The following is a 23,995-nucleotide window of genomic DNA, read 5'->3' on the forward strand; positions in this document are numbered from 1 at the left end:
CGTCGGCCGGGCGAAAGTGACGCGGTGCCGCCGGGACCGAGCGGATACGATGGGGGTATCGTCCGCACGCCGCGCCAGCAGGGCACGGCGCGAGATGGAAGCAGGTGGCGCAGGGCCCCACGGCCCGATCTATGACCGGCACCCCACCTCCCGGCCCGCCCCGGGTGCAGACCAGGATCACGGTTCCCGATGCCAAGATCATGGTAAACCTGCTCGGCGCGGGCGACGAGATCCTGCGACTCGTCGAACGTTCGGTCACCAGCGACGTGCACGTTCGCGGCAACGAGATCACCATCACCGGCGCGCCCGCGGACAACGCTCTCGCCGAGCGCCTCTTCAGCGAGCTGCTCGAACTGATCGAGAAAGGCGAGACCCTGACCACTGACGCTGTCCGGCGTACCGTCGGCATGCTCGAACAGGGCGGCACCGAGCGACCCGCCGAGGTGCTCACCCTCAACATCCTCTCCCGGCGCGGGCGCACCATCCGTCCCAAGACGCTGGGCCAGAAGACGTACGTCGACTCGATCGACGCGAACACGATCGTGTTCGGCATCGGCCCGGCCGGCACCGGCAAGACCTACCTGGCGATGGCGAAGGCCGTCCAGGCGCTCCAGGCCAAGCAGGTCAACCGGATCATCCTGACCCGTCCGGCGGTCGAGGCGGGCGAGCGGCTGGGCTTCCTGCCGGGCACCCTGAACGAGAAGATCGACCCGTACCTGCGCCCGCTCTACGACGCGCTGCACGACATGCTCGACCCGGAGTCCATCCCGAAGCTGATGGCCGCCGGCACCATCGAGGTGGCGCCGCTGGCGTACATGCGGGGTAGGACGTTGAATGACGCGTTCATCATCCTGGACGAGGCGCAGAACACCACGCCCGAGCAGATGAAGATGTTCCTCACCCGACTGGGCTTCGGTTCCAAGATCGTGGTGACCGGTGACGTCACCCAGGTGGACCTTCCCGGCGGGACGGCCAGCGGGCTGCGGGTGGTCCGGGAGATCCTGGGCCATGTCGAGGACGTGCACTTCGCGCAGCTCTCCAGCGCGGATGTGGTCCGGCACCGGCTGGTCGGTGAGATCGTCGACGCGTACGCCCGCTGGGACGAGCGGGAGAACCAGCAGGCGCAGGGCGTGCACGCCGTGCCGGGGCGGACCGCCCAGGGCGGCCGGGCCGGCCGACGCCGCTAACCGACGGGCCGGCCGGCGCCCCAACCAACCAGAGGAAGACAGTTGTCCATCGAGATCGCCAACGAGTCCGGTGCCGAGGTAGACACCGACGCGGTGCTCGCCGTGGCCCGGCACGCCCTCGACGAGATGGGGGTCAACCCGCTCGCCGAGCTGTCCGTGCTGCTTGTCGACATCGGCTACATGACCGAGCTGAACCATCGCTGGATGGGCGGCGACGGCCCCACCGACGTGCTCGCCTTCCCCATGGACGAGGGCAGCGTCGACCACGGCCCGGGGGAGAGCGCCCCGGCCGGCGGTGAACCGGCCCTGCTCGGCGACATCGTGCTCTGCCCGGAGGTGGCGGCCAAGCAGGCGGCCACCGCCGGGCACAGCGCCGCCGACGAGCTGCACCTGCTCACCGTGCACGGGGTGCTGCACCTGCTCGGCTACGACCACGCCGAGCCGGAGGAGGAGCGGGAGATGTTCGCCCTCCAGGCCCGGCTGCTGGCCAGCTGGCGGTCGACCCGGTCCCGGTGATGGACATAGTCGCGGCCGGTCCGACCGCCGGCCTTCCCGATCTTCAGCTGATCTTCTTCGCGGCCGGGCTGGTGGTGCTCGCCGGCCTGATCGCGATGACCGAGGCCGCGTTGGCTGCGGTATCCCCGGCCCGTGCCGCGGAGCTGGCCCGCGACGGGGCGCGCGGCGCGCGTACCCTCCAGGCCGTCGCCGGTGACGTGGTCCGCCACCTCAACCTGCTGCTGCTGCTGCGGCTGCTCGCCGAGCTGACCGCCACCACCCTGGTCGCCCTGGTGGCGGTGGACAGCTTCGGCGCGGGCTGGCGGGCGGCACTGGTGACGGCCGGGGCGATGACCGTGGTCAGTTTCGTGGTGGTGGGGGTGGCCCCGCGCACCCTGGGCCGGCAGCACGCGTACGCGGTGGGCCGGGCGGTGGCGCCGCTGGTGCGGTGGCTGGGCCGGGCGCTGAACCCGCTGGCCTCGCTGCTGATCCTGATCGGCAACGCGGTCACCCCGGGACGCGGTTTCCGGGAGGGGCCGTTCGCCACCCAGGTCGAGCTGCGGGAGCTGGTCGACCTGGCCGAGCAGCGGGGGGTGGTGGAGCACGGCGAACGCCAGATGATCCACTCGGTCTTCGCGCTCGGCGACACCATCGCCCGGGAGGTGATGGTGCCGCGCACCGAGATGGTGTGGATCGAGGAGGGCAAGACCCTCTCCCAGGCGCTGGCGCTGTTCCTGCGCTCCGGGTTCTCCCGCATCCCGGTGATCGGCGAGAGCGTCGACGACGTGCTCGGCGTGCTCTACCTCAAGGACCTCATCCGGCGTACCCGGGGCGGCGACCTGCGGGCCCACCAGACGCCGGTGGCCGAGCTGATGCGGCCGGCGACGTTCGTGCCGGAGTCCAAGCCGGTAGACGACCTGCTGTCGGAGATGCAGGCCGCCCGCAACCACCTGGTCATCGTCGTCGACGAGTACGGCGGCACCGGCGGCCTGGTCACCATCGAGGACATCCTGGAGGAGATCGTCGGCGAGATCACCGACGAGTACGATGTCGAGCGCCCGCCGGTGGAGCACCTGGCCGACGGCGCGGTGCGGGTCACCGCCCGGCTGCCGGTGGAGAACCTGGGCGAGCTGTTCGACACCGAACTGCCCACCGACGAGGTGGAGACGGTCGGTGGCCTGTTGGCGCAGGCCTTGGGGCGGGTGCCGATCCCGGGTGCCGACGCCGAGGTGGCCGGCCTCAAACTGGTCGCCGAGGGCACCACCGGCCGACGTAACCGGATAGACAGCGTGCTGGTCAGCCGGGTGCCGTCGGACGGACCCGATTCCCCTGACAGTCAGCACAGCACCGAGGAGAGGCAACCCGCCGATGCCTGAGACACCCGTCGAGCCGGCCGCCCGGCCCACCCCGTCCGATCCGGCCGAGTTGAGTGCCGAGGACGGCAAGCTGGTCGTGCTGGCCCGTGGTGCCCGTGCCCGGGTGTCCGCCGTGGAGGGCGCGGCGGTCCGCGACCAGGACGGCCGGACGTACGCGGCGGCGAGTGTCACGCTGCCCTCGTTGACGGTCACGGCGTTGCAGCTCGCGGTCGCGTCGGCGGCGGCGGCCGGGGCGAGCCGGCTGGAGGCGGCGGTGGTGGTGACCGAGGCGTCGACGTTGGACGGGGCGGGTCACGCCGCGGTACGGGACCTGTCCGCCGACGCGCCGATCCACGTGGCCGCGCCGGACGGGACGGTCCTCGGCACGGTGATCGAGTGACCGGCGTGGAGCAGCGGCCGTACCGTGCGGGTTTCGGGTGTTTCGTCGGGCGGCCGAACGCCGGCAAGTCGACCCTGACCAACGCGATCGTCGGCACCAAGATCGCGATCACCTCCAACAAGCCGCAGACCACCAGGCACGTCATCCGGGCCGTGCTGCACCGGCCGGATTCGCAGCTGGTGCTGGTGGACACGCCGGGCCTGCACCGGCCGCGGACCCTGCTCGGCGAGCGCCTCAACGACCTGGTGCGCACCACCTGGACGGAGGTCGACGTGATCGGCCTCTGCATTCCGGCCGACGAGCCGGTGGGCCGGGGTGACCGGTTCATCAGCGGCGAGCTGAGCGAGTTGAAGGCCACCGTCATCGCCGTGGTCACCAAGACCGACCTGGTCGACAAGCGGCGGCTGGCCGAGCAGTTGCTCGCGGTCAGCGAGCTGGGTGACTTCGCCGCCGTGGTGCCGGTCAGCGCGGTCTCCGGACACCAGGTGGACATCCTGGTCGACGTTATGACAGGTCACCTGCCGCCGTCGCCGCAGCTCTACCCGGACGACATGCTCACCGACGAGCCGGAGCAGGTGCTGGTCGCCGAGCTGATCCGGGAGGCGGCGCTGGAGGGGGTCCGCGACGAGTTGCCGCACTCGATCGCCGTGGTGGTGGAGGAGATGATCCCCGAGGGTCAGCTCATGAAGATCTACGCCGACGTCTACGTCGAGCGGCCCAGCCAGAAGGCGATCGTGCTCGGCCACCGGGCCAGCCGGCTCAAGGAGGTCGGCACCACCGCCCGTAGGCAGATCGAGGAACTGCTCGGCACCCGGGTCTACCTGGATCTGCACGTCCGGGTCGCCAAGGAGTGGCAGCGCGATCCGAAGCAGTTGCGCAAGCTGGGTTTCTGATCCCGTACGCCGGGTGGAATTCGGACACTGATATGGGAAGTTTCACGTCAGGCACCGATTAGCAGCGGTTTCACAGGTCGGGTGCGCAGGGTAGGGGACGTCCATCCCGCCCCCCACATAGATGCAGCCTGATGCGTAACCGATATCTGGATCTGCTCCGGTTCCTGGCCGTCGTCCGGGTCGTGGTCTACCACGTCACCGGGCTGGCCTCGCTGACGCTGGTCTTCCCGGCCATGTCGGTCATGTTCGCCCTGGCCGGGTCGCTGATGGCGGCGTCACTGGACCGGTCCGGCGTGCCCGCCGTCGGGCGTCGACTGCGTCGGCTGCTGCCCTCGCTGTGGGTGGTGGCGGTGGTCTTCGTCCCGGCGATGCTGCTCAACGGGCTGGCGTTCACCCCCCGGGTGGTGCTCTGGCTGTTCCCCGTCACCGACCCACCGGCCAACTACTGGGGTGCGCTCGCGCTCAGCCCGATCTGGTACCTGCGGGACTACCTGTGGTTCGTGCTCGCCTCCCCGGTGGCGCTGTGGCTGTTCCGTCGGGCCCCGCTGCCCACCCTGGCCGCCCCCTACCTGCTGTTGATCGCGGTCGAGGCGGGCCTGCTGACCACCACCTCGGCGGTGCTGCGCGACTTCGGCCTGTACTTCGGCGCCTGGCTGCTCGGCTTCGCCCACCACGACGGGCTGCTGCGCCGGCTGGCCGGCCGGGTGCTGGTGCCCATGGCGTTGCTGCTGGCCGGGGCCGGCGCCGGCTGGATCCTCGCCCACCCCGGGCCACGCGGCTACGACCTCAACGACATCCCGCTGGGCAACGCCCTGTGGTCGGCGGCGTTCATCCTGGTCGTCATCGGCCGGGCCCCGACCACGGCCGCCTGGGTGGACCGCAACCGGATCGTCGGCCGGCTGGTGACGATCGTGAACCGGCGCGCGTTGACCATCTACCTGTGGCACATGCCCTTCGTGGTGGCGCTCACCCCGCTGGTCGGGCTGGTCGGCTGGTCGACCCGCGACCCGTGGGGGCTGGCGATCCGGGTGGTGCTGGTCTTCCTCCTGGTCGGCGTGGTGACCCTGCTGGTCGGCTGGGTCGAGGACGTGGCGGCCCGCCGCCGCCCCGAGCTGGTCCCCGGCCGGCGGCCGGCCCGACCGGTGCCGGCGACGCCCGTCGTCCCGGCCCCCCGGGCGGCCGGGGCCGACACCGCCGGGACCAGGGCCCGGTGAGGTACGCCGGGACGCCTCACCGCTGCACGACCGTCACGTTCCCGCTGCCGGCCTCGAGGTCGAGCACCAGCGACGCCGTCGGATCGTTGGTCACCCCGATCTCGGCCTCCCCCGAGTCGACGTTCGACTTCACCCGGTAGCGACCCGCCGGCACCGTCAGCTCGACGTCCCCGCTGCCGGCGTGGGCCCGCGCCGAGGCCGCGGTGCTCAGCAGGAGCGTGATGTTGCCGGAGTCGGTCTCGGCGAAGACGTCGCCACCGAGCCGGGTGCCGGTGACGTCACCGGAGGACGCCCGCAGGTCGACCGGTCCGGTGACGTTGAGCACCTCGATGTTGCCCGAGCGGGTCTCGGCCCGCACCGGGCCGCTGGCGTCGGCGATCCGCAGGTTGCCCGAGCCCAGGGAGAAGTCGACCGAGCCGATCTTGGCCAGCTCGACGTCGCCGGAGCCGGTCTCGCCCTGCACCCGCACTCCGGGCGGGGCGGTCACCTCGTACGACACCGAGCAGCGGGGGCCGCAGCCGGTGTCCAGCACCAGTTCGTCGCCGGTGATCTGGTACGTGGTGTCGGGCTGGTCACCCTGGTAGCGGAGCACCCGCTTGACGCGTACCCCGGTGGCCGGGCCGGTGGCCCGCACCACGACGTCCCCGGAACCGGGCCGGACGGTGATCCGGGCGATCTTCGCCGCCTCGGTGGTGTCGAAGTCCAGCCGCCGGAACGCGAGTGTGTCGCACCCGGTGGCGAGGATGAGGGCGGCGGTCGCGCCGAGGGCGACCGCGCTGCGGGGAAGTGCCATGACCAGCAACCTACGACCGCCGCACCCCGGCGCACATCCGGGGCGCAGCGCCCACCCACCCCGATCCGACCCTGATTTCCCACCCCGAGAGAGAATGACCCGATGGCCGGGTACCGCCGACAGCTCTACCGCGACGACGCGGTGGTGCTGCGTGTGCAGAAGCTGGGCGAGTCCGACCGGATCATCACGCTGCTGACCCGCCGGCACGGCCGGCTGCGCGCGGTGGCCCGGGGGGTACGCCGCACCACCAGCAAGTTCGGTGCCCGGCTGGAACCGTTCGGGCACGTCGACCTCCAGCTCGCCGGGGACCCGAAGGGCAACACCGGCAGTTCGCTGCACAGCGTCAGCCAGGTCGAGGGCATCGACCTGTACGGCCGGCGCTTCCTCGGGGACTACCCCCGGTACACGGCGGCGAGCGCGATCGCGGAGACGGCCGAACGTCTCACCCCCGTCGAGCGGGAACCGTCGCTGCGGCTCTTCCAGCTCACCCTCGGCGCGCTCAAGGCGCTGTCCCTGGGCGAGCATGCCACCACGCTGGTGCTCGACGCCTACCTGCTGCGCGGGATGAGCCTCGCCGGGTGGGCGCCGGCCCTGACCGCCTGCGCGGTCTGCGGCACCCCGGGGCGGCACCGGGCGTTCTCCGTACCGGCGGGCGGGGCGGTCTGCCCGGACTGCCGGCCGCCCGGCGCGGCCCACCCCGCGCCGGCCACCATCGACCTGATGACCGCCCTCACCAGCGGCGACTGGCAGGTCGCCGACGCCACCGCCACCGGGGTACGCCGGGAGTGCAGCGGCCTGGTCGCGGCGCACCTGCAGTGGCACCTGGAACGCGCGCTACGCTCGCTGCCGCTGGTCGACCGGGGTGGCCCGCCGACCGGTGTGCCGGACACCGGCCCGGTGGGCGGCGGGCCGGCCGGGGACGCCGGTGGTGCGCCGGGTGGTCGGGTGCTGCCGCCCCGGGTGGGTGTGGAGGGTGTGGACAGGGAGATGACCGAGTGATCCGATCGTTGAGGTCCGGCCGGCGGGAGCCGGTGCCGCCGACCCCGCACCCGTCGGGGGCCCGTCCACCGGCGCTGCCCGCCGAGGCGCTGCCGAAGCACGTCGCGGTGGTGATGGACGGCAACGGCCGCTGGGCCAAGGAGCGCGGCCTGCCCCGCACCAAGGGTCACGAGCAGGGCGAGTTCAGCCTCTTCGACACCGTCGAGGGGGCGATCGAGCTGGGCGTGCCCTACCTGTCGGCGTACGCCTTCTCCACCGAGAACTGGCGGCGTTCACCGGACGAGGTCCGTTTCCTGATGGGCTTCAACCGGGACGTCATCCGCCGCCGCCGCGACCAGCTCGTCGACCTGGGCGTACGGGTGGTGTGGTCGGGGCGGGCGGGCCGGCTGTGGAAGAGCGTCATCGCCGAGTTGCAGACCGCCGAGGAGATGTCCCGGGGCAACTCGACGCTGACCCTGCAGTTCTGCGTCAACTACGGCGGCCAGGCCGAGATCGCCGACGCCGCCGCCGCGATCGCCCGGGAGGTGGCCGCCGGTCGGCTCGACCCGGACAGGATCACCGAGAAGACCGTGGCGAAGTACCTCTACCACCCGGAGGTCCCCGAGGTCGATCTCTTCCTGCGCCCCTCCGGCGAGGAACGGATCTCCAACTTCATGCTCTGGCAGTCGGCGTACGCGGAGCTGGTGTTCCTGGACACCCTCTGGCCGGACTTCGACCGCCGCCACCTGTGGTACGCGTGCGAGCTGTACGCCCAGCGGGACCGCCGGTTCGGCGGCGCGCTGCCCAACCCGGTCGCCCCGCCGCGCTGACCGGCCACGGTTGGTGATCTCACCGTCGGGGTATCCCCTGGTGAGCAGCCAATCGCGGAGGGGTGAGCACTCATGATTCAGAAGCGGATCGCACAGTGGGCGGTCATGGCGGTCGCCGTGCCGCTGGCCGCGGCGGGCGCCCGCCGGCTGAGCCACACCCTGGAGGCCCGTCGCGGCCCCAGCAGGGTGAGCCGGATGCTGACCCGGGGCGCCGACGTGCTGCGCCCGCAGAAGGCCCGCCGTCGCCGGTTCTGGTGACGGCCGGCCGTCCGGACGGCACCGACCGGCCGCCCGCAGGTGCGCCGGTCGGGCCGGCGTCCCGCTGACCGTCCCGGCAACCGGCCCGGCGGAAGCTCCGGCCCCGCCGGCCACCGGTCAGCCGGACCGCCGTGGACCGGTATCCGGGCCCATGTCGTGAGAACGCCCCGCCGAACCGGTTCGTCGTGTCCTCACGGCCCCGGGCGGACACGCCGCCCCGGGGCCGGTGCGGTGCGGACACCGCACCGGCGTCGGGCGGGTGCGGTCAGCCGGCCACTTCGGAGCGGTCGGCGGTCGCCCACAGGGTGTGGAACGCGCCCTCCCGGTCGATCCGGTGGTAGGTGTGCGCGCCGAAGTTGTCCCGCAGGCCCTGGATCAGGGCCGCCGGCAGCCGCTCCGCGCGCAGCGCGTCGAAGTAGGCGAGCGACGAGGAGAAGGCCGGGGTGGGCACGCCGGCCCGCGCCGCGTCCGCCACCACCCGACGCCAACTCGGCACGCCGTCGCTCACCGCGTCGGCGAAGTACGGGGCGACCAGCAGCGTCGGCAGCTCCGGCTGCGAGTCGTAGGCCTCGCGGATGCGGTCGAGGAAGCGCGCCCGGATGATGCAGCCACCCCGCCAGATGGTGGCGGTGCCGCCCAGGTCGATGTCCCAGTGGTACTCGCGGCTGCCGGCCCGGATCTGGTCGAAGCCCTGCGCGTACGCGACGATCTTGCTGGCCAGCAGTGCCCGACGGACGTCCTCGACGAACGCGTCCCGGTCCTCGACCTGCCACTTCTCGCCCGCGTCGCCGAAGGTGCGGCGGGCCGCCTCGCGCTGGCCGGCGTGCCCGGACAGCGACCGGGCGAAGGTCGCCTCGGCGATGCCGGTGATCGGGATGCCCAGGTCGAGGGCGATCTGCACCGTCCAGCGGCCGGTGCCCTTCTGCTCGGCCTGGTCGAGCACCACGTCGACGAACGCCTTGCCGGTGGCGGCGTCGGTGTGCGCCAGCACGTCGGCGGTGATCTCGATGAGGAACGACTCCAACTCGCCGGTGTTCCACTCCCGGAAGATCTCCGCGATCTCCGCCGGGGTCGCCCCCAGCCCGGCCCGCAGCAGGTCGTACGCCTCGGCGATGAGCTGCATGTCGGCGTACTCGATGCCGTTGTGGACCATCTTGACGAAGTGGCCGGCGCCGTCGGGGCCGACGTGCTGGCAGCACGCGACGCCGTCCACCTGCGCGGCGATCTTCTCGAACATCGGCCCGAGCTTCTGGTAGGACTCCGCCGAGCCGCCCGGCATGATGCTCGGCCCGAGCAGCGCGCCCTCCTCGCCACCGGAGACGCCGGTGCCGACGAAGTGCAGCCCGTGCTCGCGCAGCGTCTCCTCCCGGCGGCGGGTGTCGGCGAAGTGGGCGTTGCCGGCGTCGACGACGATGTCGCCCTCCTCCAGCAGCGGCACCAGCTCGTCGATGACGGCGTCGGTGGGGGCACCCGCCTTGACCATGACGATCACCGCGCGGGGCCGCTCCAGCGAGCCGACGAAGTCGGCCAGCGACTCCGACGGCACGAAGGTGCCCTCGTCGCCGTGCTCGGCGACCAGGCTGCGGGTGCGCTCCGGGGAACGGTTGTGCACCGCCACGGTGAACCCGTTGCGGGCCAGGTTCCGGGCCAGGTTGCGACCCATCACCGCCAGCCCGGTCACGCCGATCTGCGCCGTCGCCTGTTGCGTCATGTCGTACCCGCCACCTCTCACGTCACCTGTGTGCTGCGACCGTATCGCGCGCCCGCGAGGGCCGGCTGGTCGCCGTCCACCCAGTGTCACAGGGTGGTCTCGTGTGCCCGACGGGGGCCGCCGCCGTCGGCCGTGACCGTCGTCGGGGAAAAGCGGGTGCGTCGGGTGCGGGGGTCGGCTAGCGTGACGGCATGCGCATCTGACGCCCTTCTCTCCAGAGCCGACCCGCCGCCGAGGCCGCGGGTCCGCGTGCTCGGGCGTCCGCGTCTCCCACTTCTCCCCGCAGGGGATGACCCGTGGCCGGCCGTCCGGAGCAGATCCCGTCCGTCGACCGCCCGCCCTCCGCCCGTGTGGCAGGGCGGCCCTCCGCACCTCGTCAGGAGGCAGCGTATGCCCGCCAAGCGCAGTCCGAAGAAGTCCCGTCGTTCCGTACCGTCCCCGGTGGAGGTGGACGCGTCGGCGCTCGCGGCACTGACCGTGACGCCCGCGCGCCCGGTTCCCCTCGCCGTCGCGTCGTCCCACCCGGACGCCGCCGCCCGGCCGACGCCGCCCCCACCGCCGTCGCGGTCGGGCCGGTCGGTCCGGGCCGGCTCCACCACCGCCCAGGGCCAGAACCGCCGGTACGCCTTCCGCCGCAGCTGACCCGCCTCGGTCGGGGCCCGTCCGGGCCGGCGGCCCGTTACCCAGTGAGCCGAAACAGCGGTGTCCGAGCGTTCGGATACCGCTGTTTCGGCTCCATTGCATCGGCGGCCTGCCGTTCGGCGGGCCGTGCGGGCGGATCAGCCGATCAGGGGGCGGAAGGTGCCCAGGGCGACGCTGACCGCGAGGGCGCCGCCGGCCAGGACGGCTGCTCCGGCGACGAGCAGCCAGTCGGCCGGGCGGAACACCTGGCGGCGGGCCACCGTACGCGGGGTGCCGGCGTCGAAGCCGCGGGCGTCCATCGCGACCGCCAGCCGGGTGCCGCGCCGGATCGCCCCCACCAGCAGGGCGAACGCCGTGGCGGCGAAGAGCCGCAGCCGGGCCGCCGGGTTACGGCCGGCGTCCACCCCCCGGGCCCGGCGCGCCATGGTCAACATCTGCCACTCCTGACCGAGCAGTGGCACCAGCCGGAACGCGGCCAGTGCGCCGATGGCGAAGCGGGCCGGGGCCTTCGCGTTCTGCACCAGCGCGTCGGCCAGGTCGGTCGGGTCGGTGGTGGCGAAGACGATCACCCCGGGCAGGGCGACCGCGAGCATCCGCAACACCAGTCCCAGTGCGGTGACCAGGACTCCCGAGGTGACCAGCAGCGGTCCGGCCGCCCAGAGCACCCGGCCGGAACGGTCGGCGGCGAACAGCACCAGGGTGACCAGGATGCCGACGGCACCGGCGAGCAGCGGCCACGCCCGCCGGGCCAGTACCCGGTAGCGGATGCCGAACAGTGGCAGCAGCGCCAGTTCGATGGCGATCGCCACCGCCGGCGCGACCGGGTCGAGGCTGGCCACCAGCAGGAACGAGAAGACCAGCCCGGCCGCGAGCTTCGCCACCGGGTTACGCCGGGCCAGCGGCGCACCGGGCGTCGCGACGGGTTCCAGCCCGATCATGCCCACCCCCACGCGAGGGCGTCCGGGGCGGTGTGGGGGAGCGGGGCGGGGGCGGTCACGGCTGCTCCCGGGCGGCGCGCAGGGTGACCGTCCGGTCGGCGAGCGCGGCGACGAAGTCCCCGTCGTGGGTGACGGTGACCACGCCGTGTCCGGCGTCGCGCAGGTCGGCGAAGAGGTCGACCAGCTCACCCCAGGTGCGGCGGTCCTGGCCGAAGGTGGGTTCGTCGCAGATCAGCAGCCGGGGCGCGGTGGCCAGGGCGGTCGCGACGCTGAGCCGCCGGGCCTCCCCACCCGAGAGGGTGTACGGGTTGGCCCCGGCGAGGCGGGTCAGCCGCAGCCGCTCCAGCAGAGCGTCCACGGTGGCCCGGACGGCCGGTTCGGGGCGACCCGTGCGGCGCGGACCGAGGGCCAGTTCGTCGTGGACGGTGCGGGTGACGAACTGGTGCTCCGGGTCCTGGAAGACCGAACCGATCCGGCCGGCCAGGGCGGGTGCCCGCCACCGGTGCGGGGGCGTACGGGTGTCCCCGTCGGCCAGTGCGGCGGTGGCGGTCAGCCGGCCGGCCCCGGGGCGGAGCAGCCCGCCGAGCAGCAGCGCGAGGGTGGACTTGCCGGCCCCGTTCGGGCCGACGACGGCGAGCGCCTCGCCGGCGCGTACGGCCAGGTCGGTGGGGGCCAGCCGGGGCGGCAGGCCGAGCCGGTCGGCGGTGAGCAACGACCCGCCGGGCGGTCCGGCGGCCGGCCGGGTCACGGTGGGGTGGCCGGGCACCCACACCCCCTCGGCGGCGAGCGCGGCACCGTGCGCGGCGAAGACCGTCTCCGGTGTCCCGTCGGCCCGCACCCCGCCGCCGGGGGTGAGCACCACCACCCGGTCGACCAGGGGCAGGGCGTCGGCGACCCGGTGTTCGACCAGGACCAGGGTGGTGTCGGGGTCCAACGCGCCGGCCACCGCCGTGCGGACCAGGTCCGCGCCGGCCGGGTCGAGGTTGGCCGTCGGCTCGTCGAGCAGCAGCAGCCCCGGCCGCAGCGCCAGCACGCCGGCCAGGGCGAGCCGCTGCTGCTCGCCGCCGGACAGCGCCGCGGTGGGCCGGTCCCGGTGGTACGGGAAACCGACCCGACGCAGCGCCTCGTCCACCCGGGGCCAGATCTCGTCGCCGGGTACCCCCCGGTTCTCCAGGCCGAACGCGACGTCGTCGCCGCAGCGGGCCATCACGAGCTGGGACTGCGGGTCCTGGAAGACGGTGCCGACCCGCTCGCGGGCCTTGGCCGGGTCGAGGCCGTCGATCTCGACGGTGCCCTCCTGCTCGCCGGAGTCCGCCGGCAGCAGCCCGGCCAGCGCGGCGAGCAGGGTGCTCTTGCCGGCCCCGGACGGCCCCAGCAGCAGCACCCGTTCCCCGTGGTCGATGCGCAGGTCGACCCCGCGTACCGCCCAGGCCCGCCGCCCGGCGTGCCGCCAGCCGAAGCCGCCCAGCCTCACCCCGGCCACGCCGCCGACCCTTCCGCGCCCGCCACGGCAGCCTCAGACGAGCGTGCGGTCGCGGGCGGCGGGGAACCGGTCGAGCACCCCGGTCTCGGCGAGCGCCCGGGTCAGGTACCAGCCGCCGACGCCGGCGACGACGGCGGCGCTGAGCACGGTCAGCGCCGCGTACGGCAGACGGTAGCTGACCAGTGCGTACTCGGAGTTCCAGACGAAGAAGTCGAACAGGGCGGCGCTCAGCCCGGTCAGCGCCCCGGCGAGCACCGCCACCGGCAGCCGGTACGCCCGGTAGCGGAACGCGGCGAAGGCCAGTTCCGCGCCGAGACCCTGGATCAGGCCCTGGACGATGGTGATGCCGCCCCACTCCGCACCGAGCAGCGCGGAGACGGTGGCGGCGACGGCCTCGCAGAACAGGGCCGCCCCCGGCTTGCGGATCACCAGGCCGCCGAGCACGGCCGGGACGAGCCACACCCCGTACATCACGGCCTGGCTGGCCGGTGCGGCGGCGAAGACCGGATCGGCGGCCTTCCAGACCAGGCCCCAGGCCCAGAAGATGACCCCGAAGGCCACGGCGATCACGGCGGCGACCACGATGTCGATCGTGCGCCACCGGTTGGTGGTGGTGTGCTGCATGTCGGTGCTCCCAGTCCAGCGATCGAACCAGGAGAAGACGCACGCCGCGCCCGGCGGTAGCCGGACGGCGGCGCGGCTGGAGGTCGACCGAACTCCCTGCGCTGGCATTACCCAGATCAGGTTCGAGGGTCTGCGGGCGGTGCCCGCACTCTCAGCGCTGTGCGCTCCCCTGTCGGATGTGAAGTTGTCTCGGCAGACGCTAGCACCGACCTGCGGCAACGGCCCAGCAGGTCATGGTTCCCGGCATTGCACGCCCGGGAGGGGGTCCGGGTCACTGGGTAGTCTGACGATCATGCGGGTAGCGGCGCGGGGACTGACGTTCGACGTACGGGCCGGTGGCCCCGAGGGCGGCGACGTGGTGCTGCTGCTGCACGGCTTCCCCCAGCACGGTGGGGAGTGGGACGCGGTGACGCCCGCCCTGCACGCCGCCGGGCTGCGCACGTACGCACCCGACCAGCGGGGTTACTCGCCCGGGGCCCGTCCCGCCGAGGTGGCTGCCTACCGGCTGCCGGAGCTGGTCGCCGACGCGGTGGCGGTGCTGGACGCGTTGGGCGTCGACACCGCGCACGTGGTGGGGCACGACTGGGGCGCGGTCGTCGCCTGGGCGCTGGCCGCGGGGCATCCGCAGCGGGTGCGTACCCTCACCGCGGTCTCGGTGCCGCACCCGGCCGCCTTCGGGTACGCGCTGGCCACCGACCGCCGGCAGCGGGCGCGCTCGGCGTACATGGCGTTGTTCCGCCGGGCGGGCCTGGCGGAGCGGGTGCTGCTGGCCGGGCGGGGGGTGGTGCTGCGCCGGCTGCTGTCCGGCGTCGGCGACCCGGCCCGGGTGGCCGGGTACGCCGGGCCGCTGCGGACGCCCGGCGCGTTGACCGGGGCTCTGAACTGGTACCGGGCGATGTCGGGGCGGGACATGAAGGCGGTCGGTCCGGTGGGTGTGCCGACCAGCTACGTGTGGAGTGACCGGGACGTGGCGATCGGGCGGGCCGCCGCGCAGGCGTGCGTCCGGCACGTGTCGGGGGACTACCGGTTCGTGGTGCTCTCCGGGGTGACCCACTGGATTCCCGACGAGGCGCCGGGCCCGTTGGCCGAGGTGATCCTGGCCCGCGTGCACGGCTCGGCCTGAGGATCCGCCCACGCGGGCCGATCGGGGTTCGTGAATCGGTTTCGGGCGATCGCGGATCGGGCACAGGCGTTGCTGCCGACGGGGGGTGCCCCCCGTCGGTCGTACCGTCTGAACCGGAGGTAGCGCGTGTCGAAGGAATCCGAGAAGCAGCGATGGCAACGCAACTTCGCCGATCTGCTCCAGGAACTGCGGGTCGCCCAGACCGGCGTGCAGATCCTCTTCGCCTTCCTGCTGACCCTGCCGTTCAGTAACGGGTTCACCCGGACCAGCGAGTTCCAGCGGGACGTCTACATCCTCGCCCTGCTGTCCGCCGCCGCGGCCACCGCGATGATCATCTCGCCGGTCGCCTTCCACCGGGCGCTGTTCCGCCAGGGCCGCAAGCCGGAACTGGTCCGCTTCGCGCACCGGATGGCCTCCGGCGGGCTGGCCTTCATGCTGGTCGCGATGGTGAGCGCGGTCCTGCTGATCGCCGACTTCGTGCTCGACACCGGCATCGCCGTGGTGCTCACCGTGATCACCGGCCTGTGGTTCCTGACCTTCTGGGTGATCCTGCCGTTCGCCCGGCGCAACTGGGGCGAGGACGACATCGACGACGACGATGACGACCCGGTGGTGCTCAACGGCGACTGATCCCGCCGCGGGTGGTGGTGGATGCGGTGGGCCGGGGGCCCGTCCTGGCCGACGGCGGCCGGGGCGGGCCCCCGGCCCGTCCACCGGCCGGTGGGTCAGCGGGCGATGGCCCAGGCCAGCACGGCCGCCAGGATGAGCCCGTTGAGCAGCGCCAGCACCAGGTACGCCTGCGGCGGGATCCTGCGGCCGCGCCGGACGAAGCTGACCAGCACAGCGGCGTACGCCAGCAGCAGCACGGCGATCACGATCAGGAAGTAGAGCACCGCACCACCCTAGACGAGCCGGTGGTGGTGCCCGACGACCGAGCTCGACCGGCCACGGCCGGGTGCGGCGTCGCCCGGTGCGCCGGTCCGACCGGGCGGAGGTGGGAGAGCGTATTGATATCGAGTAACATCGATTTCTGCCTCCTCCCGTCCCGGGTGCGGCCATCGTCGCGGGGCTCGGGCGGCCGTCCAGATGGGGGCGGGCGACGCCGGCCCGGCACCGGCGACTAGGAGCACACCATGAGAGCAGCGCGACGACGGATCGCCGGACTCGGCGCGATCACCCTGGCGGTCCTCGCGGGCGGCGTGGCGGTCGCGGCGGGCAACGCCACCGCGGCGGCCACCGGCTGCCGGGTCGACTACAAGGTCACCAGCGAGTGGCAGGGCGGCTTCGGCGCGGACGTCACCATCACCAACCTCGGTGACCCGGTCACCGGCTGGACGCTCACCTGGGCGTTCGCCAGCGGGCAGCGGGTCAGCCAGGCGTGGAACGCCACCGTCACCCAGACCGGGACGGCGGTCAGCGCGAAGGACGTCGGCTACAACGCCGCCATCGGGACCGGGGCCGGCGTCAGCTTCGGCTTCAACGGCGCGTGGACCACCGCGAACCCGGTGCCCACCGGGTTCGCGCTCAACGGGGTCTCCTGCACCGGCGCGACCCCGACCGTCACCCCCTGCCCGCCGCCGCCCACCCCGACCCCGACGCCCACCCTCACCCCCACGCCGCCCCCGACCCGGACGCCGACCCCCACCCCGACGCCCTCGACGCAGCCGCCGGTCACCGTGTGGCTGGCGGGGGACTCCACGGTCGCCAACCCGTCGTCCAGCGGGGCCTGCCCGGTGGGCTGGGGCAACCAGTTCGGCCAGTACCTCAACGCCAACGCCACCGTGGTCAACAGCGCGGTCGGCGGACGCAGCATCCAGACCTGGCTGTACGACCCGAACGTCACCACCACGATGAACGCGGCCGGCGAGTGCGTCATCAACCCGCAGACCTACTCGACCCGCTGGCAGGCGATGCTGAACGCCAACGGCGGGATGAAGGCCGGCGACTACCTGTTCATCCAGTTCGGCATCAACGACGGCAGCGCCACCTGCAACCGGCACGTCGGCTCGGCCCGCTACAAGGAACTGCTCGGCGTGATGGCCCGCGCGGCCCAGCAGCGTGGCGCGTACCCGGTCTTCCTCACCCCGGCCGCCGCGATCACCTGCTCGGGCGGCACCGCCGTGGGCAACCGGGGCTTCCTCACCGAGACCTTCGACGCGGGGCGGGCCAACAACGTCCCCGTCATCGACCTGCACAAGCTGAGCTACACGCTCTACAACACGCTCAAGCTCTGCCCGAACAACGGCGACTACAACTCGGGCGCGGTGGGCGCGTTCTTCTGCGCCGACCACACCCACTTCGAGACGGCCGGGGCCCGGCAGATCGCCGGTGTGGTGGCCACCGCCCTGCGTAACCAGCAGCTCGGCCTCGCGGCCTACCTGCGCTGACGGTGTGCGGTCGGGCGGCCCCGGTCCGGGGCCGCCCGACCGCGGTCAGGACAGCGTGCAGGCGGTGCCGTTGAGGGTGAAGCCGGCGGGCCGGTTGTTCGCACCGGTGACGTCGGCCAGGAAGCCGAAGCTGGTCGTCGCGCCGGGGGCGATCGTGCCGTTCCAGCCGGCGTTGGTCGCCCGGACGGTGCCGCCGCTCTGCGTGTAGCCCGCGTTCCAGGCCTGGCTGATCCGCTGGCCGTCGGCGAAGCTCCACTGCAGCGTCCAGCCGTCGACGGGGGCGGTGCCGGTGTTGCGGATCGTCACCTCACCCTGGAAGCCACCCTGCCACTGCCCGGTGACCGCGTACCCGACGGCGCACCCGGTCGCGCCGGCCGGCGGCGTGGTCACCGGCGGCGCGGTGGTGGCCGGCGGCGTGGTCGGGGGTGCGGTGGTCGGGGGTGCGGTGGTGGGCGGTGCCGTGGTGGGGGTGGGCGTCGGCGTGGTGGACAGCTTCGCCGCGACGACCGGGGCGAGCCGGGCCGCGATCGCCCGGTGCCCGGCGTCGTTCGGGTGCACCGAGTCGCTCAACCCGTCGGCCGGCAGCCAGCCGGTGGTGTCCACGTAGAACACGTTGCGGTCGCCGCCGCCGGTGACCGTGCTGACGGCGGCGGCGGTCTCCGCGGCGTACCGGCCGCTGAAGGTGCGCAGCGCGAAGATCGCCGCGCGCGGGTACCTACCCCGCACGGTACGGATGAACGTGGCGTACTGGTTCTGGAAGTCCGCGCCACCCACCCCGTGACTGCGGTCGTTGGTGCCCAGGTTGATCACCACGGCGTCGGCCTGGTAGCGGCTGAAGTCCCAGGCCGGACTGTTCGCCGCGTACCCGGTGCGGAGGAACTGGCTGGCGACGCTGACGCAGCCGTCGGCGGTGGCGACCAGGCAGCCTCCGCCGTAGCCGAGCTGGGTGTGTTCGGTGCCGAGCTGCTCGCCGGTCAGCCAGCCGTACGCGGTCAGCGCCGTGCGGGACGAGGTGGTGCCGAGGGTGATGGAGTCGCCGACGAACTCGATCAGCCGGGGCCGCACCACCGCCGGCAGGGTCCGCGCGCCCGGGTCGAGGGTGAGCCCCTGGAACACCGCGTCCCCGGTGTACGAGCCGGCGACCACCCGGTACGACACCACCAGCGTGTGGTTGCCGGCGCGCAGCGGGGTCGGGGTGAGGTCGACCGTGCCGCTGACGTTGGTCAGGTAGCGGAAGTCGGCCCCGTCGATGCTGTAGTAGAGGTCGATGGTCCGGCGTTGCCGCAGCTTGACCGTGGTGCCGGTGAACCCGGTCTTCAGATAGGCGCCCGCCCAGTTCGGCACGTACGCGCTGCTGTTGCTGCGGTCCCAGCGGCCGACGAAGGCGATGTTCGCGTCGGTGGGGGAGCCGTCACCGGTGGCGGCTCGGGCCGGGGGCAGGCCGACGAGCGTGGCGGCCAGCACCGCCACCACCCCGGCTGCCCCGGCCGCGATGATCGACCTGATACGGGACACGGGCATGGGACGCCCCCTCTCCAGGCCGTGCGTGCCGACGGCCACCAGGCGTAAGACATTCACCATCATCTAAGCCTGCGGGCCGGGGGGACACAACAGGGGACGGTGCCTAGCGGCCACCGCGCAGGCCGAGTCGGCGCAGCTCCAGGGCGGCGAGCGCGTCGACGGTGGCGTCGTCGCCGCGCCGCCACGCCTGCGCCACGTCCGGGTCGATCCGGGTCAGCCGGCGCAGCGGCTGACTGGTCAGCGCGCGCAGCGCCAGCAGGTCCCGGCCGGCCGGCCCGGCAGCGAGGGCCTTCGCCGACGCGGCCCGGCGCATCCACCGCAGCCGCAGCGGCAGCCAACCGAACAGCACCAGCCCGAGCGGGAAGACCAGCACCGCGATGCTCAACGCCAACGCGAGCTGACCCACCAGGTCCTGCTGGTCGCGGCCGGCCTCGGCCACCGCACGGGCGGCGTCGGCGGCCTTGGTGAACGGGCCGGTCAGCTCGTCGCCGACCAGCGGCACCCGGCCCACCTTGCCGCCGGCCTCGGCCAGGTTGTCGGCGAGGCCGCCGCCGGCCCCCTCCAGCTTCCGCCCCGGTACGGCGAGCTTCTCCACCAGGTCGTACAGCCACATCGCGAAGCGGATCGCCGCGTAGACCCAGGCGACGACGAGGAGATCGGTGAGGAACTGACGGAGGGCGACCGGAAAACGGTCAGCGTAGATCTTCACGGCCGACAGCGTGCCACGACGCGGGCCGCCCGGCACCCCCCGCGCGCCCGGTCGCCTGCTCGCCGGGGGACGACGGCCCCTCCCCGGCATGGCTGACCGCGTCGGCGACGATGTGTGCGACGTGCTCGTCGACCAGGGCGTAGGCGATCTCCCGGCCGCGCCGGGAACCCCGCACCACCCCCGCGCCGCGCAGCACCCGCAGGTGCTGGGAGACCAGCGGCTGGGGTGCGCCGAGCTGCTCGACCAGCTCGTGCACGCACCGCTCACCCTGGGCCAGCTCGCTCACGATCGCCAGCCGGATCGGCGCGGACAGCGCCCGGAGCAGCTCGCCCGCGCCCTCGAAGGCGTCGTAGCCGTGGGTGCCGGTCACCCCGTAACGGTAACCAACACCGGTGACGGTACGCCGGTCGGCGTCACCGGAGCACCACCTCGTGCGGCTCCGGCGCGCTGACCACGGCGGGGGTGACCCGGCGCCGCAGCACCCGCCGGGCTGCCGCGGCAAGCGCCACCACGAGGAACGACGCGATCGCCAGCAGCACCACCGAGGCACCGGGGGCGGTGTCGGCGGTGGCCGCCACCCACACCCCCGCCCCGGCGGCGAACAGGCCGAGCGCCATGGCCGCCGTCATGGTGCTGCGGAAGCCCCGGGTCACCTGCTGCGCGGTGGCCACCGGCACCACCATCAGCGCGCTGATCAGCAGGACGCCGACGGCCCGCATGGCGATGGTGACGGTGACCGCGGTGGCGACCGCCAGCAGCATGTTCAACGCCCGCACGGGCAGCCCGGCGACCCGGGCGTACTCCTCGTCGTGGCAGACCGCGAACAGCGCCGGGCGCAGCGCCAGCATGAGCACCGCGATGCTCGCGCCGAGCACCGCGATGGTGGCCAGGTCGGCGGGGGAGGTGGTGGTGAGCGAGCCGAACAGGTAGGCGTTGAGGTTGGCGCTGCTGGCGTCGGAGAGGCCGACCAGCATCACCCCACCGGCGATGCCGCCGTAGAACAGCAGCGCCAGCGCCAGGTCGCCGGAGGTCCGGCCCCGGGCCCGGACCAGCTCGATGGTGACCGCGCCGAGGATCGCGGCGACCACCGCCACCAGCACCGGGGACCGGTTGAGCAGCAGGCCCGCCCCGACGCCGGTGAGCGCGACGTGGCCGATGCCGTCACCGATCAGGGCCAGCCGCCGCTGCACCAGGTAGATGCCGAGGGCGGGGGCGGCCAGCCCGATCACCAGGGCGCCGACCAGCGCCCGCTGCATGAAGTCGTACTGGAAGAGGTCCATCGTTCAGCTGCTCCACAGCCCGGCGGGCTCCTCGGGACCGTGCGGGTGCACGTGGTCGTGGTCGGGCTCGGCGTGGTGGCCGGCCGGTTCGGGCACCGGGCCGTCGTGGCAGACGCCGCCCTGGTGCACCACCACCGCCCGGCTGATCAGCGGGCGCAGCGGACCCAGCTCGTGGGCGACCAGCAGCACGGTGCCCCCGGTGCCGAGGAAGTCGTGCAGCGCACCGGCGAACGCCTCCTGGCTGGCCGCGTCGACCCCGGCGGTCGGCTCGTCGAGCACCAGCAGCTCCGGCCCGCCGGCCAGGGCGCGGGCGATCAGGGTGCGCTGCTGCTGGCCGCCGGAGAGGGTGGCCACCGGGTCGCCGGCCCGGTCGGCGAGGCCCACCGCGCGCAGCGCCGCGTCCACCGCGGCCCGGTCGGCCCGGCCCGGCGGGCGCAGCACGCCCCGGCGGGCCAGCCGTCCCGAGGCCACCACCTCACGGACGGTGGCGGGTACGCCGCTGCCGGCCCCGAGCCGCTGCGGGACGTACCCGATCCGGTGCCACTGCCGGAACCGGCGCTGCGGGACGCCGAACAGCTCGACCGTGCCGGTGCCCAGTGGGACCAGCCCGAGCACCGCCCGGATCAGGGTGGACTTGCCGGAGCCGTTGGCCCCGAGCACGGCCACCACCTCGCCGGCGGTGACGGTCAGCGAGACGTCCCGCAGCACCGGGCGGCCGTCGTAGCCGGCGGTGGCGTGCGCGACCTGGATGACGGGAGCGGTCACGAGCACCCCAGGGCGGTACGGATCGTGGTCAGGTTGGTGCGCATCACCGAAAGGTAGTCCCCACCCCCGTCAGCGGAGAGCCCTTCGATCGGGTCGAGCACCGCGGTCTTCGCGCCGACCTCGGCGGCGATGGTCTCGGCGACCTTCGGGCTGACCAGCGTCTCGAAGAAGATCGTGGTGGCGCGGTGCTCGCGGGCCTCGCGGGCGACCTCGGCCAGCCGCTGCGGGGCGGGCTCGGTGTCCGGGGTGAGCCCGGTGAGGCCGATCTGCTCCAGTTGGTAGCGCTCGGCGAGGTAGCCGAAGGCGGCGTGGCTGACCACGATCTCCCGGCGCTGGCAGGTCTTCAGGCCGGCGGCGTACTCGGTGTCGAGTTTCTCCAGCTCGCCGCGCAGCGTCCGGGCCCGGGTCGTGTAGTCGGCGGCCCGGTCCGGGTCGACGGTGCCGAGCCGCTCGGCCAGCCTGTCGGCGACGGTGGCCAGCCGGGTCGGGTCGAGCCAGAGGTGCGGGTCCTTGCCGCCGCTCTCCTCCTCGTGACCGTCCTCACCCTCGTGCTCGTGTCCGCCGGCTGTCGCGTCGCGCAGCGGTGCGACGGTCGTCACGTCGAGGGCCCGGTCAGCGGCGTTCTGCGCGACGGCCTCGTCCACCGCCGGCTGGAAGCCCTTGAGGTAGAAGACCAGCTCGGCCTCGCTGACCTGGCCGACCTGGCGCGGGTTGAGTTCCAGGTCGTGCGGCTCCGCGCCCGGCTTGGCGAGGTTGGTGACGGTGACGGCGTCCCCGCCGACGCGCTCGGCGACGAACTGGAGGGGGTAGAAGGCGGCGACCACGTCCACCCGGTCCGGGTCGGCCCCGGCGCCCCCGGTCGAGCAGGCGGTGAGACCGGTCAGGGCGAGCAGGGCGGTGGCGGCGGTCAGGGCGCGCAAGCGGGTGCGGGTGGTCATGTCGGCAACTGTCCGTGAAAACGAGAATGATTGTCAAAAACGCATGGGTGCATGTCAGAAGAGTTTGACCAGGGCCACCGCCACCAGCAGCGTCAGCATCACCAGCCGGATCAGCCGGGTCTGCGGCGCCTGCACCGGCCAGGTGACCGTCAGCAGCCAGCCCAGCCCGGCGGCCAGCGCCAGCAGGAGCAGCCCACCGACCGGGCCGGGTGCGAAGAGCGCCACCAGCACCAGCGCCAGGGTGGCGAGGAACACCGACGTCGGGTTCGCCCGGGCCAGCAGGGGACGCTGCGTAGGCTGCATCCCACAGACTCTACGAGGAGGAACCCGGTGCTGGTCACCAACCGGTTCGTGGTCGCCGTCGAGGCGGCGGACGACTTCACCGCCCGGGCGCACGCCGCGCTGGCCGCGCTCGCCGCCCGCCCCGGCTACCGGCGCGGTGAGCTGCTGCGCGCTCTCGACGACCCCCGGCACTGGTGCCTGCTCACCGAGTGGGAGTCGGTCGGGACGTACCGGCGGGCGCTGGGGGGGTTCGACGTCAAGATCACCGCCGTGCCGCTGCTCGCCGAGTCGGTCGACGAACCCTCGGCGTACGAGACGCTGGCCGGCGCGGCCCCCGACGGCGAGGTGGTCGTGGTCGACAGCGACCGGGCCGCGAGTCCGCACCGCTGAACCTGATCCGGCTGCGTGTCCGCAGCAGCGGGTCCGATCGGGCCGCGCGTCCGCCCCGCTGAGCCGAACCGGGCCGCGTGTCCGCAGCGTCGGGCCCGGGGGCACTACCCTGCTCCTATGACCGCTCCCGGCCCGGCAGCCCCACCGCCGTACCCCGCGACACCCGGCCCGGACGGCGCACCGCCGCCCACCGCCCCGGGTGGCCCGGGAACCCCCACCCCGCCGGGCGCGCCCACCCCGCCGTCGGACCCGGGGGTCCCCCCGCCGCCCCCGGGGCCCGGGGTCGCCCCGCCGTTCGCCGCCCCGCCCACCGAGGGCAGCCGCAAGCGACTCTGGCTGGGCCTCGGCGTCGGCGCGCTGGCCCTGCTGATCTGCTGCGGCGGCGGTGGCGCGGCAGCCGTCGGGCTGGTGGTCAGCAACGTGCAGGCCATCGAGGAACAGGGCCAGGCGGTCACCGAGGACTACTACCGCGCCCTGGTCGCCAAGGAGTACGGCAAGGCCTACGACACACTCTGCGAGGACGCACGGCGGCGGGAGTCGCGGGGCGAGTTCACCCGCCGGGTCGCCGAGGAGCCGGCGGTCGCCAGCTACCGGGTGGGTGACGTCGACCCGCAGACCCTGACCGTGCCGGTCGACGTGACCTTCAGCGGCGGCGGGCGCGACACCCAGCAGGTCACCCTCGCCGCCGACCAGCAGAGCGGCGGCATGGAGGTCTGCGGGGTGAGCTGAGCCGTCCCCGGTATTCTGCTGGGCCCGGGGCGCTGCTGGTCGTACCGTTGTCCCGGGCCGTCCGGTCCCA

The 23,995-nt window shown here is 73.6% G+C and carries 27 protein-coding genes, 1 pseudogene and 1 riboswitch; of the genes and pseudogenes, 15 read left to right on the forward strand and 13 right to left on the reverse strand.

The window, feature by feature from the left end:
* Positions 1 to 131: 131 nt before the first annotated feature.
* From ACN260_RS05845 to ACN260_RS05870, 6 genes are all read left to right on the forward strand, one after another.
* Positions 132 to 1,187 (forward strand): PhoH family protein, encoded by a 1,056-nt coding sequence (locus ACN260_RS05845; protein ID WP_363651185.1) that lies wholly within the window; start codon positions 132 to 134, stop codon positions 1,185 to 1,187.
* 42 nt (positions 1,188 to 1,229) lie between these two features.
* Complete coding sequence (gene ybeY / locus ACN260_RS05850; RefSeq protein WP_088644390.1) at positions 1,230 to 1,703, forward strand: rRNA maturation RNase YbeY; 474 nt, start codon at positions 1,230 to 1,232, stop codon at positions 1,701 to 1,703.
* Positions 1,679 to 3,058: a hemolysin family protein gene (locus tag ACN260_RS05855; RefSeq protein WP_204926477.1), complete on the forward strand. Its 1,380-nt coding sequence runs from the start codon at positions 1,679 to 1,681 to the stop codon at positions 3,056 to 3,058. Before ybeY ends, ACN260_RS05855 begins: the two co-directional genes overlap by 25 nt.
* Entirely contained in the window at positions 3,051 to 3,437 is a 387-nt protein-coding gene (locus tag ACN260_RS05860; RefSeq protein WP_422755026.1) for a cytidine deaminase, read from the forward strand. Before ACN260_RS05855 ends, ACN260_RS05860 begins: the two co-directional genes overlap by 8 nt.
* Positions 3,434 to 4,330: a GTPase Era gene (gene era / locus ACN260_RS05865; protein WP_422755027.1), complete on the forward strand. Its 897-nt coding sequence runs from the start codon at positions 3,434 to 3,436 to the stop codon at positions 4,328 to 4,330. The genes ACN260_RS05860 and era overlap by 4 nt, the downstream gene beginning before the upstream one ends.
* Before the next feature lie 131 nt (positions 4,331 to 4,461).
* Positions 4,462 to 5,544, forward strand: a complete 1,083-nt coding sequence (locus ACN260_RS05870; RefSeq protein ID WP_422755028.1) for an acyltransferase family protein — start codon at positions 4,462 to 4,464, stop codon at positions 5,542 to 5,544.
* A gap of 16 nt (positions 5,545 to 5,560) precedes the next feature.
* Here ACN260_RS05870 and ACN260_RS05875 read toward each other — a convergent pair whose 3' ends face one another.
* Positions 5,561 to 6,337: a DUF4097 family beta strand repeat-containing protein gene (locus tag ACN260_RS05875; protein ID WP_422755029.1), complete on the reverse strand. Its 777-nt coding sequence runs from the start codon at positions 6,335 to 6,337 to the stop codon at positions 5,561 to 5,563.
* A 102-nt stretch (positions 6,338 to 6,439) separates the two neighbouring features.
* Between ACN260_RS05875 and recO the strand changes: the two genes are divergently transcribed.
* The 3 genes from recO (at position 6,440) to ACN260_RS05890 (ending at position 8,403) form a co-directional block, all read left to right on the forward strand.
* Positions 6,440 to 7,336, forward strand: a complete 897-nt coding sequence (gene recO, locus ACN260_RS05880; RefSeq protein WP_422755030.1) for a DNA repair protein RecO — start codon at positions 6,440 to 6,442, stop codon at positions 7,334 to 7,336.
* A 32-nt stretch (positions 7,337 to 7,368) separates the two neighbouring features.
* Positions 7,369 to 8,145 carry an isoprenyl transferase gene (locus ACN260_RS05885; protein WP_421486895.1) on the forward strand — a complete coding sequence of 259 codons (777 nt, stop codon included), beginning with the start codon at positions 7,369 to 7,371 and terminating at the stop codon, positions 8,143 to 8,145.
* A gap of 72 nt (positions 8,146 to 8,217) precedes the next feature.
* The gene (locus ACN260_RS05890; protein WP_422755031.1) at positions 8,218 to 8,403 is read left to right on the forward strand and encodes a hypothetical protein; all 186 of its coding nucleotides are present in this window, start codon (positions 8,218 to 8,220) and stop codon (positions 8,401 to 8,403) included.
* 265 nt (positions 8,404 to 8,668) lie between these two features.
* On the opposite strand, the gene gndA is transcribed toward ACN260_RS05890, so the two are convergent.
* Positions 8,669 to 10,114, reverse strand: a complete 1,446-nt coding sequence (gene gndA, locus ACN260_RS05895; RefSeq protein WP_422755032.1) for an NADP-dependent phosphogluconate dehydrogenase — start codon at positions 10,112 to 10,114, stop codon at positions 8,669 to 8,671.
* Positions 10,115 to 10,504: 390 nt separating this feature from the next.
* Here gndA and ACN260_RS05900 point away from each other — a divergent pair, with 390 nt between their 5' ends.
* A complete protein-coding gene (locus tag ACN260_RS05900) occupies positions 10,505 to 10,756 on the forward strand; it encodes a hypothetical protein (protein WP_422755033.1) in 252 nt (83 codons plus the stop codon).
* A gap of 137 nt (positions 10,757 to 10,893) precedes the next feature.
* On the opposite strand, the gene ACN260_RS05905 is transcribed toward ACN260_RS05900, so the two are convergent.
* Genes ACN260_RS05905 through ACN260_RS05915 form a run of 3 tightly spaced genes read right to left on the reverse strand, consistent with a single transcriptional unit; the run spans position 10,894 to position 13,801 of the window.
* Positions 10,894 to 11,694, reverse strand: a complete 801-nt coding sequence (locus tag ACN260_RS05905) for an energy-coupling factor transporter transmembrane component T family protein (RefSeq protein ID WP_422755034.1) — start codon at positions 11,692 to 11,694, stop codon at positions 10,894 to 10,896.
* Positions 11,695 to 11,749: 55 nt separating this feature from the next.
* Entirely contained in the window at positions 11,750 to 13,177 is a 1,428-nt protein-coding gene (locus ACN260_RS05910) for an ABC transporter ATP-binding protein (protein WP_422755035.1), read from the reverse strand.
* Positions 13,178 to 13,210: 33 nt separating this feature from the next.
* Entirely contained in the window at positions 13,211 to 13,801 is a 591-nt protein-coding gene (locus ACN260_RS05915) for an ECF transporter S component (RefSeq protein WP_422755036.1), read from the reverse strand.
* A 75-nt stretch (positions 13,802 to 13,876) separates the two neighbouring features.
* Positions 13,877 to 13,982: riboswitch (TPP riboswitch) on the reverse strand.
* 111 nt (positions 13,983 to 14,093) lie between these two features.
* Between ACN260_RS05915 and ACN260_RS05920 the strand changes: the two genes are divergently transcribed.
* Complete coding sequence (locus ACN260_RS05920) at positions 14,094 to 14,924, forward strand: alpha/beta fold hydrolase (protein ID WP_422755037.1); 831 nt, start codon at positions 14,094 to 14,096, stop codon at positions 14,922 to 14,924.
* 126 nt (positions 14,925 to 15,050) lie between these two features.
* Positions 15,051 to 15,554, forward strand: a complete 504-nt coding sequence (locus ACN260_RS05925; RefSeq protein ID WP_422755038.1) for a DUF6328 family protein — start codon at positions 15,051 to 15,053, stop codon at positions 15,552 to 15,554.
* A 95-nt stretch (positions 15,555 to 15,649) separates the two neighbouring features.
* Here ACN260_RS05925 and ACN260_RS05930 read toward each other — a convergent pair whose 3' ends face one another.
* Positions 15,650 to 15,817: a hypothetical protein gene (locus ACN260_RS05930; RefSeq protein ID WP_422755039.1), complete on the reverse strand. Its 168-nt coding sequence runs from the start codon at positions 15,815 to 15,817 to the stop codon at positions 15,650 to 15,652.
* Positions 15,818 to 16,057: 240 nt separating this feature from the next.
* Here ACN260_RS05930 and ACN260_RS05935 point away from each other — a divergent pair, with 240 nt between their 5' ends.
* Positions 16,058 to 17,311 (forward strand): cellulose binding domain-containing protein, encoded by a 1,254-nt coding sequence (locus ACN260_RS05935; protein WP_422755040.1) that lies wholly within the window; start codon positions 16,058 to 16,060, stop codon positions 17,309 to 17,311.
* A 45-nt stretch (positions 17,312 to 17,356) separates the two neighbouring features.
* Here ACN260_RS05935 and ACN260_RS05940 read toward each other — a convergent pair whose 3' ends face one another.
* The 7 genes and pseudogenes from ACN260_RS05940 to ACN260_RS05970 all read right to left on the reverse strand — a co-directional run bounded on the left by ACN260_RS05940 (position 17,357) and on the right by ACN260_RS05970 (position 22,827).
* Positions 17,357 to 18,832, reverse strand: coding sequence for a cellulose binding domain-containing protein (locus ACN260_RS05940; protein ID WP_422755041.1), 1,476 nt, complete (start codon positions 18,830 to 18,832; stop codon positions 17,357 to 17,359).
* A 103-nt stretch (positions 18,833 to 18,935) separates the two neighbouring features.
* Positions 18,936 to 19,541, reverse strand: a complete 606-nt coding sequence (locus ACN260_RS05945) for a hypothetical protein (RefSeq protein WP_422755042.1) — start codon at positions 19,539 to 19,541, stop codon at positions 18,936 to 18,938.
* Between the two features lie 67 nt (positions 19,542 to 19,608).
* Positions 19,609 to 19,911 (reverse strand): annotated as a pseudogene (locus ACN260_RS05950) (ArsR/SmtB family transcription factor); the annotation flags it as partial.
* Between the two features lie 43 nt (positions 19,912 to 19,954).
* Positions 19,955 to 20,821, reverse strand: a complete 867-nt coding sequence (locus ACN260_RS05955) for a metal ABC transporter permease (protein WP_422755043.1) — start codon at positions 20,819 to 20,821, stop codon at positions 19,955 to 19,957.
* A gap of 3 nt (positions 20,822 to 20,824) precedes the next feature.
* Complete coding sequence (locus ACN260_RS05960; RefSeq protein WP_422755044.1) at positions 20,825 to 21,586, reverse strand: metal ABC transporter ATP-binding protein; 762 nt, start codon at positions 21,584 to 21,586, stop codon at positions 20,825 to 20,827.
* The gene (locus ACN260_RS05965) at positions 21,583 to 22,524 is read right to left on the reverse strand and encodes a metal ABC transporter substrate-binding protein (RefSeq protein WP_422755045.1); all 942 of its coding nucleotides are present in this window, start codon (positions 22,522 to 22,524) and stop codon (positions 21,583 to 21,585) included. The genes ACN260_RS05960 and ACN260_RS05965 overlap by 4 nt, the downstream gene beginning before the upstream one ends.
* 54 nt (positions 22,525 to 22,578) lie before the next feature.
* Positions 22,579 to 22,827, reverse strand: coding sequence for a DUF6703 family protein (locus ACN260_RS05970; RefSeq protein WP_422755046.1), 249 nt, complete (start codon positions 22,825 to 22,827; stop codon positions 22,579 to 22,581).
* Between the two features lie 27 nt (positions 22,828 to 22,854).
* Between ACN260_RS05970 and ACN260_RS05975 the strand changes: the two genes are divergently transcribed.
* Together ACN260_RS05975 and ACN260_RS05980 are read left to right on the forward strand one after the other, a co-directional pair.
* Complete coding sequence (locus ACN260_RS05975; RefSeq protein ID WP_204959541.1) at positions 22,855 to 23,196, forward strand: antibiotic biosynthesis monooxygenase family protein; 342 nt, start codon at positions 22,855 to 22,857, stop codon at positions 23,194 to 23,196.
* A 336-nt stretch (positions 23,197 to 23,532) separates the two neighbouring features.
* On the forward strand, positions 23,533 to 23,925 hold the full coding sequence (locus tag ACN260_RS05980) for a hypothetical protein (RefSeq protein WP_422756632.1): 393 nt from the start codon (positions 23,533 to 23,535) through the stop codon (positions 23,923 to 23,925).
* The last annotated feature ends 70 nt before the right edge of the window (positions 23,926 to 23,995 follow it).

It is taken from the genome of Micromonospora sp. WMMD708 (assembly GCF_049315245.1).
Lineage (GTDB): Bacteria > Actinomycetota > Actinomycetes > Mycobacteriales > Micromonosporaceae > Micromonospora > Micromonospora wenchangensis.

What these genes read in the sequence shown, in the direction of transcription:
- ACN260_RS05845 (WP_363651185.1), top strand. Translation starts at nt 132, where the DNA reads ATGACCGGCACCCCACCTCCCGGCCCGCCCCGGGTGCAGACCAGGATC.
- ACN260_RS05860 (WP_422755026.1), top strand. Translation starts at nt 3,051, where the DNA reads ATGCCTGAGACACCCGTCGAGCCGGCCGCCCGGCCCACCCCGTCCGAT.
- ACN260_RS05870 (WP_422755028.1), top strand. Translation starts at nt 4,462, where the DNA reads ATGCGTAACCGATATCTGGATCTGCTCCGGTTCCTGGCCGTCGTCCGG.
- ACN260_RS05875 (WP_422755029.1), bottom strand. Translation starts at nt 6,337, where the DNA reads ATGGCACTTCCCCGCAGCGCGGTCGCCCTCGGCGCGACCGCCGCCCTC.
- recO (WP_422755030.1), top strand. Translation starts at nt 6,440, where the DNA reads ATGGCCGGGTACCGCCGACAGCTCTACCGCGACGACGCGGTGGTGCTG.
- ACN260_RS05890 (WP_422755031.1), top strand. Translation starts at nt 8,218, where the DNA reads ATGATTCAGAAGCGGATCGCACAGTGGGCGGTCATGGCGGTCGCCGTG.
- gndA (WP_422755032.1), bottom strand. Translation starts at nt 10,114, where the DNA reads ATGACGCAACAGGCGACGGCGCAGATCGGCGTGACCGGGCTGGCGGTG.
- ACN260_RS05900 (WP_422755033.1), top strand. Translation starts at nt 10,505, where the DNA reads ATGCCCGCCAAGCGCAGTCCGAAGAAGTCCCGTCGTTCCGTACCGTCC.
- ACN260_RS05905 (WP_422755034.1), bottom strand. Translation starts at nt 11,694, where the DNA reads ATGATCGGGCTGGAACCCGTCGCGACGCCCGGTGCGCCGCTGGCCCGG.
- ACN260_RS05915 (WP_422755036.1), bottom strand. Translation starts at nt 13,801, where the DNA reads ATGCAGCACACCACCACCAACCGGTGGCGCACGATCGACATCGTGGTC.
- ACN260_RS05920 (WP_422755037.1), top strand. Translation starts at nt 14,094, where the DNA reads ATGCGGGTAGCGGCGCGGGGACTGACGTTCGACGTACGGGCCGGTGGC.
- ACN260_RS05935 (WP_422755040.1), top strand. Translation starts at nt 16,058, where the DNA reads ATGAGAGCAGCGCGACGACGGATCGCCGGACTCGGCGCGATCACCCTG.
- ACN260_RS05940 (WP_422755041.1), bottom strand. Translation starts at nt 18,832, where the DNA reads ATGCCCGTGTCCCGTATCAGGTCGATCATCGCGGCCGGGGCAGCCGGG.
- ACN260_RS05955 (WP_422755043.1), bottom strand. Translation starts at nt 20,821, where the DNA reads ATGGACCTCTTCCAGTACGACTTCATGCAGCGGGCGCTGGTCGGCGCC.
- ACN260_RS05965 (WP_422755045.1), bottom strand. Translation starts at nt 22,524, where the DNA reads ATGACCACCCGCACCCGCTTGCGCGCCCTGACCGCCGCCACCGCCCTG.
- ACN260_RS05970 (WP_422755046.1), bottom strand. Translation starts at nt 22,827, where the DNA reads ATGCAGCCTACGCAGCGTCCCCTGCTGGCCCGGGCGAACCCGACGTCG.